Source organism: Microcoleus sp. LAD1_D5, assembly GCF_036702115.1.
Lineage (GTDB): Bacteria > Cyanobacteriota > Cyanobacteriia > Cyanobacteriales > Microcoleaceae > Microcoleus.
Window position 1 is genome coordinate 1 of sequence record NZ_JAUBSA010000129.1, and the last position, 8,356, is coordinate 8,356.

5 protein-coding genes, 1 tRNA gene and 1 pseudogene are annotated in these 8,356 nt (G+C 46.1%); all 7 read left to right on the forward strand.

The genetic code is table 11. The annotated features are described in order from the left end of the window. The first annotated feature begins 346 nt into the window (after positions 1-346). Positions 347-1,549: a tetratricopeptide repeat protein gene (locus QUA70_RS27315; protein ID WP_333350920.1), complete on the forward strand. Its 1,203-nt coding sequence runs from the start codon at positions 347-349 to the stop codon at positions 1,547-1,549. 79 nt (positions 1,550-1,628) lie between these two features. After that, positions 1,629-3,152 (forward strand): carboxypeptidase M32, encoded by a 1,524-nt coding sequence (locus tag QUA70_RS27320; protein WP_333350918.1) that lies wholly within the window; start codon positions 1,629-1,631, stop codon positions 3,150-3,152. A 128-nt stretch (positions 3,153-3,280) separates the two neighbouring features. Further along, complete coding sequence (locus QUA70_RS27325) at positions 3,281-5,701, forward strand: sucrose synthase (RefSeq protein ID WP_333350916.1); 2,421 nt, start codon at positions 3,281-3,283, stop codon at positions 5,699-5,701. 766 nt (positions 5,702-6,467) lie between these two features. Continuing rightward, the gene (locus tag QUA70_RS27330) at positions 6,468-7,178 is read left to right on the forward strand and encodes a peptidoglycan-binding protein (RefSeq protein WP_333324169.1); all 711 of its coding nucleotides are present in this window, start codon (positions 6,468-6,470) and stop codon (positions 7,176-7,178) included. Between the two features lie 223 nt (positions 7,179-7,401). Beyond that, positions 7,402-7,483 (forward strand) — tRNA-Leu (locus QUA70_RS27335). 444 nt (positions 7,484-7,927) lie between these two features. Further along, positions 7,928-8,116, forward strand: coding sequence for a hypothetical protein (locus QUA70_RS28695; RefSeq protein ID WP_445251682.1), 189 nt, complete (start codon positions 7,928-7,930; stop codon positions 8,114-8,116). Positions 8,117-8,128: 12 nt separating this feature from the next. After that, positions 8,129-8,278, forward strand: a pseudogene (locus tag QUA70_RS28700) (IS630-like element ISMae24 family transposase); the annotation flags it as partial. Positions 8,279-8,356: the final 78 nt, after the last annotated feature.

The following is an 8,356-nucleotide window of genomic DNA, read 5'->3' on the forward strand; positions in this document are numbered from 1 at the left end:
AATCGTTTGGGAGTTTATTGTTGCCGAATCTATCTTGCTTTACCTCTGCTTAAATATCTGCGGAATGCGGGGTGTAAGTCCTGTTAGATATTGGGTGAGGTTTGTGACACCTCAGCGCGATCGCCCTTTCCTCTTTTCTACGCAGTCATCTAAAAAAATAGTATTAATCTATACCTAAAAAATCCCGATCTAGGATTATATTGAAAAAAAATGAAAAAGTTCTCAAAATCCTGTAAAATTGCCATAAATAACCAAATAGTATCGATCGAAAGCACTCACAGGCAAAAAAGATCGCATATAAAAAAGAAAAGAATCAAATAGACATAAAATAAAGAGGTGAAACCCCTTGCAAAAATTAGCCAGCATAGAAAAGCCGATCGACTTTGGGGAAGAATCCATAGCAGTGAACACGCAAAAGGCTCAAACCTTGTACGAACGGGGCAACTCCCTAGAAGCAATGGGACGCTTGTCAGCAGCGATCGAATCTTGGGAAAAAGCGATCGAACTAGAACCAGAATTTTATGAAGCGTGGTACAACCAAGGCGTAGCCCTCAGAAAAGTGGGACAGCTAGAAGAAGCTGTCACAGCCTACAACAAATCCCTAAAAATCAAACCAAATAATCCAGAAGCGTGGTATAATAGGGCCAACGTTTTGCGGAAGCTCAACAGACTCTCAGAAGCGATCGCCTCCTACGAACAGGCGATAAATTTTAAGCCAGACTACCACGAAGCTTGGACGAACCGCGGCAACACCCTCGTCAGCTTAGAAAAATTATCAGAAGCGATCTCCTCCTACGAGAAAGCTATAGCCATCAAACCCGACTACTGCGAAGCTTGGTACAACAAAGCGTTTGCCCTGAGAAAATCAGACCAAAATACAGCCGCGATCACCTCCTTCGACAAAGCGATCAAACTCAAACCAGACTTGCATCAAGCCTGGTACAACCGCGGCTTAGCCCTAGCCGATGAAAAACTCTACCCGGAAGCCGTCGCCTCCTACGACAAAACCCTGCAACTGCGGCCGAATTCCGCTGAAGCCTGGAACAAACGCGGCAGGGCGATCGCACAAATGGGAGAATTTGAAGCAGCGATCGCATCCTGGGACCAAGCCCTCGCACTCAACCCAAACGACAGCGAAACCTTTTACAACCGCGGCTTAGCCTTTGCCAACTTACAACGCTTTGAAGAAGCAATTGCCTCTTGGGACAAAACCCTAGAGTTGCAGCCAGACAACATCGAAGCCTGGTACAACCGCGCCATAGCCCTCAAAAAAATTCAACGATTTACCGAAGCGATCGCCTCCTACGATAAAATCATCGCACTCAAACCCGACGATCCAAACCTGTACTATCAAAAAGCTTGCGTGTACGTCCTAGAAAAACAAGTAGGCGAGCTCACAAACAGCCAGGAACTTGTAGCCACCACCATCCGGCTGGCGATCGAAAACTTATCCAAGGCGATCGAACTCAATCCCCAGAAATACCGGAAATTGTGCAAAAATGACTCTAAATTGCGTACAATACGGGAAGAAGTGCGGTTTTTAGCTTGATTTCAGGGTAGCAATGATTGATGGATACCAATGCCGCACTGCAACCGTTGTAGGCAAAACAGCACCATAAACCCCCATCATGCAAACCCTAGACAAAACTCAAGCAAAATTCGCTCAACTGGCAGCCCACCTCAGAGAAGTTAACGACATCGAATCAGTCTCGTCGCTACTGCATTGGGATCAAGCAACATATATGCCTGCCAAAGGTGCAAGTGCCAGAGGTCGCCAGTTAGCTACTCTCAAACAAATATCCCACGAAAAATTTACAGATCCAAAAATTGGTGAACTCCTAGAAGACTTGCGTTTCTACGAACAAACCCTCCCCTACGACTCCACCGCAGCCAGCCTGATCCGCATAGCCCGCAGAGACTACGATCGCGCCTCCAGAGTCCCCGCAACCTTCATGTCCGCACTCTGTCGCCACCAAGCCGACTGCTACGAAGTTTGGGCCGCGGCTAGAGCAGCCAACAATTTCGCAGCCGTTGAGCCGTATCTCGAAAAAACCCTAGAATTAAGCAGGCAATACGCCGACTTTTTCCCCGGCTACGAACACATCGCCGATCCTTTGATCGATCGTAGCGACTACGGCATGAAAGTATCTCTGCTGCGCCCGCTTTTCGCCAAACTGCGTGAAGAATTAGTGCCGATAGTCGAAGCCATCACCTCCCAACCTCCCGCCGACGACTCCTGCTTGCACCAAGACTTCCCAGAATCCCAGCAACTAGAATTCACCCGCAAAGTCGTAGAACGCATGGGGTACGACTTCCAACGGGGACGGCAAGACACCACCCTGCACCCGTTCATGACCAACTTCTCCATAGACGACGTACGAATTACCACCCGCGTCTATGAAGACCACCTGGATCAAGCACTGTTCAGCAGCATCCACGAAGCCGGACACGCCCTCTACGAACTCGGAAATTCCCCGGAATTTGAAGGCACCCTGCTTGCAGGCGGCATTTCCTCCGGCGTGCACGAAAGTCAGTCGCGACTTTGGGAAAATTTGGTCGGGCGCAGCCGCGGTTTTTGGGAATGTTTTTACCCGCAACTCCAAGGCGTATTTTTGCGACAGTTGGGACACGTATCCACTGACGCATTTTACCGGGCAATTAACAAAGTCTCGCGATCGCTCATCCGCACCGACGCCGATGAAGTAACCTACAACCTCCACGTCGCTATCCGCTTTGACCTAGAATTGGCAATGGTAGAGGGAAAACTAGCAGTGCGAGACCTCCCCGAAGCGTGGAACGAACGTTATAAAACCGACCTCGGCGTTGTCCCCGCCACCGACAGCGAAGGCGCGATGCAAGATGTTCATTGGTATGTTGGTACGATCGGCGGAATGTTCCAAGGTTACACCCTCGGCAACTTGATGAGCGCTCAATTCTACGAAACAGCAGTAAAAATCAATCCTGAAATTCCCGTAGAAATAGAACAAGGCAATTTTACCGTACTCCACGACTGGCTAAAACAAAACATCTACCAGCACGGCCGTAAATACACCGCTGTCGAATTGATCGATCGCGTTACAGGTTCTCCTTTAACTATCGATCCCTTTATCCGCTACATTCGCCACAAATACGGGGAGTTTTATGTCATTTGAGGGATAGCAACTTCATTTTGCAGACTTTAAAATGACAAAAAAAGTAGCCGCTTAAAAAAAAGGCGATACAGTTTGAGTATCGCCTAATTTCACAGCGAAAATCAAAAGTCTTAAATAAGGGAGTATGTATGTCTGAACTCTTTCAGGCTGTGATCGCCAGCGACGAAAAAACCGAGTTGCGTCAGTTTGTCAGCGATTTACGCGCTTTGGGAAACAAATATTTACTGCGAAATGACATAGTTAACGCTTTTGCCGCCTACTGCACCAAATACGAAAAGTCGGAACAGTTCCATCAATCTTCTCTTTTAAGCAAACTGATTTACTACGTTCAGGAAATTATTCTCGAAGATGACAGCTTTTGCGTCCTGCTGCGGCCAAAAATTGCTACAATGGAAATAGTGCGAGTTGCAGACGACTTGACTGTTGAGCAGATGACAGTGCAAGAATTGCTCGACGTGCGCGATCGCTTCGTCAACCACTTTCACCCCCAAGAAGGCGACATCCTCGAACTAGATTTCGGCCCTTTTTACGATTATTCCCCCACAATTCGCGACCCTAAAAACATCGGCAAAGGAGTGCAATTCCTCAACCGATATCTCTCCAGCAAACTGTTTCACGACGCCAGACAGTGGCAGGAAACTCTATTTAATTTCTTGCGGATTCACCGCTATAACGGCGTACAATTACTAATTAACGAACGCATAAAATCCCAAGAACAACTTTCAGAACAAGTCAAAAAAGCCCTCACCTTTGTCAGCGATCTTTCTGAAGAAGAACCCTACGAGAGATTTCGATTGGTTCTGCAAGTGATGGGTTTCGAGGCGGGTTGGGGAAATACCGCCGCCCGCGTCCATGAAACCCTAGGAATTCTTGACGAATTAATTGATTCCCCCGATCCGCAAACCTTAGAAGCATTTATTTCTCGTATCCCGATGATTTTCAAAATCGTCCTAGTTTCTCCTCACGGCTGGTTCGGCCAAGAAGGAGTTTTGGGGCGGCCGGATACGGGAGGGCAGGTAGTTTATGTCCTTGATCAAGCCAAGAGTTTAGAGAAACAACTGCAAGAAGACATTCATCTTGCCGGTCTCGATAGTTTAGGCGTCAAACCTAAAGTAATTATTCTCACCAGGTTAATTCCTAACAGCGACGGTACGCGCTGCAACGAACGTTTGGAAAAAGTTCACGCCACAGAAAATGCTTGGATTTTACGGGTTCCCTTCCGCGACTTCAATCCTAAAATAACTCAAAATTGGATTTCGCGGTTCGAGATTTGGCCTTACTTGGAAACTTACGCGATCGATTCAGAAAAAGAACTGCTGGCTGAGTTTCAGGGCAAGCCCGACTTAATTGTGGGCAACTATTCTGACGGCAACTTGGTAGCATTTTTGCTGTCTCGCAAACTCAAAACTACTCAGTGCAATATTGCCCATGCGCTGGAAAAATCTAAATATTTGTTCAGCAATCTCTACTGGCAAGAATCCGAGGAAAAATACCATTTTTCGCTGCAATTTACTGCCGATATAATTGCCATGAATGCAGCTAATTGTATTGTCAGCAGCACCTATCAAGAGATTGTGGGCCAACCGGATAGTGTCGGCCAGTACGAATCTTACCATTGTTTTACCATGCCGGATTTGTACCACGTTGTGAACGGGATTGAACTGTTCAGCCCTAAATTCAACGTCGTGCCGCCGGGAGTTAACGAAAGTGTGTACTTTCCCTACACGCGGATTGAAGACCGGGTGCAAGGCGATCGCGATCGGCTCAACCAATTGCTGTTTACTCTAGAAGACCCAGAACAAGTCTTTGGAACACTCGACGACCCGCAAAAGCGCCCTTTATTTTCGATGGCCAGGCTCGATCGCATTAAAAACATGACCGGCTTAGCAGAATTGTTTGGCAAAAGCCAGGAATTGCAAGAAAAATGCAACTTAATTCTAGTAGCTGGCAAGCTGCGGGTCGAAGAAACCGAAGACTACGAAGAAGCAGAAGAAATTAAAAAGCTCTACGCAATTATCGACCAATACAACCTTCACGGTAAAATTCGCTGGCTGGGAGTGAGGCTTTCCAAAAGCCTGTCCGGCGAAATCTACCGGGTAATCGCCGATACCCAAGGTATATTTGTTCAGCCAGCATTATTTGAAGCTTTCGGCTTGACAATTCTCGAAGCAATGATTACCGGGATTCCCACTTTCGGGACGCAGTTTGGCGGCCCGCTGGAAATCATTCAAGATGGCGTAAATGGGTTTTATATCAACCCGACTAACCACCAGGACACTGCCCAAAAAATTCTAGATTTTTTATCGAAATGCGAACACAATCCCAACTATTGGTATGAAATTTCAACGCGAGGAATTGACCGAGTTTACAGCACCTATACCTGGAAAATTCACACTACCAAGCTGCTGACGCTGGCGCGGACTTACGGTTTTTGGAACTACTCGTCCAAGGAAAACCGCGAAGATATGCTCCGCTACCTAGAATCGCTGTTTTATCTGATTTACAAGCCGAAAGCCAAGGCTTTATTGGCAGAACACGCAAATCGATAACTGCCGAGTTTTGCTTTTTATATCAAATCGGTTGGTATTGGAATTATTCATCTCTCTCTTCTCTTTCTCTGTATCCTCTGCGTCAAGAGGGGTTTAATAATTCCGATACAACTGAGATGTTGTACCATTCTCAAGAACAGGCATCTTGCCTGTTCCACAAGACATGAATTTTCTTGTGGAACAGGCAAGATGCCTGTTCCTAAACAAGTAATTGAGAATGGTGCAAGATCTCAGATACAACCGAAATTGATATTACGGGGGGATTAAAGGAAAAAACAAGGAAAAAACTTCGCCTTTCATAGATCAACTTTGTACAAAATCTGCCTGTAAAGATTTGTGAATGACGGCAGGTTTTGTACCATAAGACTGAGGCTAAAAGACGTGGTTTATACGAAAATATGGGGTTTAGTAACCAAACATCTCGGAATCAACCGGGTTTATGAGGAATAGTGGGAACCGGGCCCTACTTCTAACAGGTAACTTCCAACTCGTAACTCCTGAGTGCGTCTGTCCCCATTGCCGAACTTCTAGAAGTCGGGGCAGATATAGCAACCGCGCCAGACGCTTAGAACTTTCTTAATGGCCCAAACCAATGCGGTCTATTACCCCTTCTCTCGGACTTCTTGTTACCCGATCGCCAAGTGAAATGGCCTTGTTCCTTTTTCCTTTTGCTATATGTCTCAGAAAGCAGTCCGGGTAATACAATTAGATTTAGAAACATGAAAACAGGGAAACCTTGTCAAACCTCACTAATAGGATGAAATTTATGCGTGTGACTACTGTTACGATTTTCAGCTTGCTCGCTCTGCTCGTTCCCGCCTTGACCAGAAAGGCAACTGCTGCTTTCGACTCCGAACCATTTGTGCAGGAACAGTACCGCAGAGATTTTACGGCTCCCGCCGATCCGGGTGCCTCAGCATCGCCGGAGGGAAATTCCCAAGGAGATATGTTTAACAAGCCTTTTTACGCGGGCGAGCAGCCGCCAGTGAGAAAGGAAAAAACTATCTCGGCGGGAGCTGACGGGCCAGAAGTTGCAGCCATACAGCAACGGTTGCAGGTGCACAGTTTCAAGGTGGGGACGATCGACGGTTCCTATGGCTCTCGCACTACATCGGCGGTTCGTGCCTTTCAGCAGTCTCAGGGTTTGAAGTCAGACGGCATTGTGGACAAAGAAACTTGGACAGCTTTAGCAGCAGATCCCGCGCTTGCTCCTGAAACTGTGCAGAGCAATGTTCCCATTCTGAGCAATGCTGCTGTTCCCGGCAATCCTCCAACTGTTCTAAATAAAGGCGCTGTCGGTTCCAAGGTGAAGACGCTACAGGTGCGTTTGGAAATACAGGGTTACGATCCGGGCCCCATCGACGGCATTTTTGGCGCTCGCACTGCTACGGCTGTCAAGAACTTTCAGAAATTTCAGGGTTTGATGGCTAACGGTATGGTGGACGAAACAACCTGGAAAGCGCTCGGCCAAAAGTAAGTGACAAGTGAAAAATACGGAAAATTGCTGTGGCGATAACTCATGATTGAACCCGGTGTCCAAAAATGACCGGGTTTCTCGATGTGGGGCGATCGAGCAATTGGGTCATCAGCCTGGGGATTTATCAGTGGGTGTCTTTCTTCAATCTAAAATCTAAAATCTAAAATCTAAAATCGATTGACCAATCGCTCTGTTGTGTGCTATAGTCTTTGAATGTCAAAATGCGGATATGGCGAAATTGGCAGACGCGCCAGATTTAGGTTCTGGTTCCGAAAGGAGTGAAGGTTCAAGTCCTTTTATCCGCACTACTCTCAACGCTTTGTACATCAATAGTTTCAGGTTTGTTACGGCGGCATTAAAACTTACATTTTCCGCTCATCCTTCGCTCTGTTAGGTGTTGAGGATTTCCAGAACTGCTTCCATATCAGCCAAGTCCGCCCTCGACTTTTTACGCCGCGCTTTTAACTGGTTGAGTAAGTCACCCGGCTCTGGAAATTCTGCGACTGCCGGAGTTGAGTTGTTATTTTCCTGCCGATCAGCCCAGGAAGATCAAGAGAAAAAGGCGCAATCAGAAGAATTAAAGCAATTGAATGATGAGGGTAAAATTGATTTATATTACTTGGATGAAAGGGGATTTTGTTGGATTCCTTGTGTCCCCAAGGGCTGGCTGGATATAGAAGAATATTTAACAATTCCTAGTCGTCGTAGTCAGCGAATGAATGTACTAGGAATTATGAATCGAAATAACCATGTTGAAACTTATATTTCATCTCAAAGTATTAACTCGCTCTGTGGTTATTGCCTGTATTGATGCTTTTTTACCCGCAGTACATAAGCCAACGGTGATTGTCACAGATCAAGCTTCTATTCATACCAGTGATGCTATTGTTGACAAACTTGAAGAGTGGAAACAACACAATATTACTCTTTTTGAGTGACCTTCTTACTCTGCTGAATTAAATGTAATTGAAATCCTATGGCGGTTGCTCAAGTATGAATGGAGGGAGATATCTCCTTACAAAAGTTTGGAAACTTTCGTTGGAACTGTCGAAAAAATTCTGAAAATTTTTGGAGAAAACTATGTAATTAATTTTGTCTAGCTACTTAGGGCTTGCTGAAAAAGTGAGAAAACAGCATTTAGAAAGATGAGTGAATTCGAGTTCTCCTCGGCAATATAA